The organism is Vibrio fujianensis, from assembly GCF_002749895.1.
Taxonomy (GTDB): domain Bacteria; phylum Pseudomonadota; class Gammaproteobacteria; order Enterobacterales; family Vibrionaceae; genus Vibrio; species Vibrio fujianensis.
The window spans coordinates 276,056-276,291 of record NZ_NBUS01000041.1 but is presented as its reverse complement, the minus strand read 5'-3'; the positions used below and the strand labels follow the sequence as shown (position 1 = coordinate 276,291).

Below are 236 nucleotides of genomic sequence, written 5' to 3'. Positions count from 1 at the left end.
GATCGTGCGTTTGTTGCTGATACATGCGCGCCAGAGTAATCACCAATTGTTGCATCAAGCTGGTGAGCATGGTTTCAAAGCCGCTTTCTCCGTTCTGATACTCACGGCGAATCGATTCGATTAATTGCGAAATGATTGACAATTGCAGCGCATTTAATGTCAGTTTGGCCTGATAGTCGCGCGTTTGGCGGGCAATCGGCTCGACTTTAAACATCGCCTGATAGCCTGAGAGCATT

The 236-nt window shown here is 47.9% G+C and carries 1 protein-coding gene; it reads right to left on the bottom strand.

The window, feature by feature from the left end; genetic code table 11:
* Positions 1-236 (bottom strand): cupin domain-containing protein (locus B7C60_RS18545; protein WP_483887753.1); only part of this gene is annotated, 236 nt, incomplete at both ends.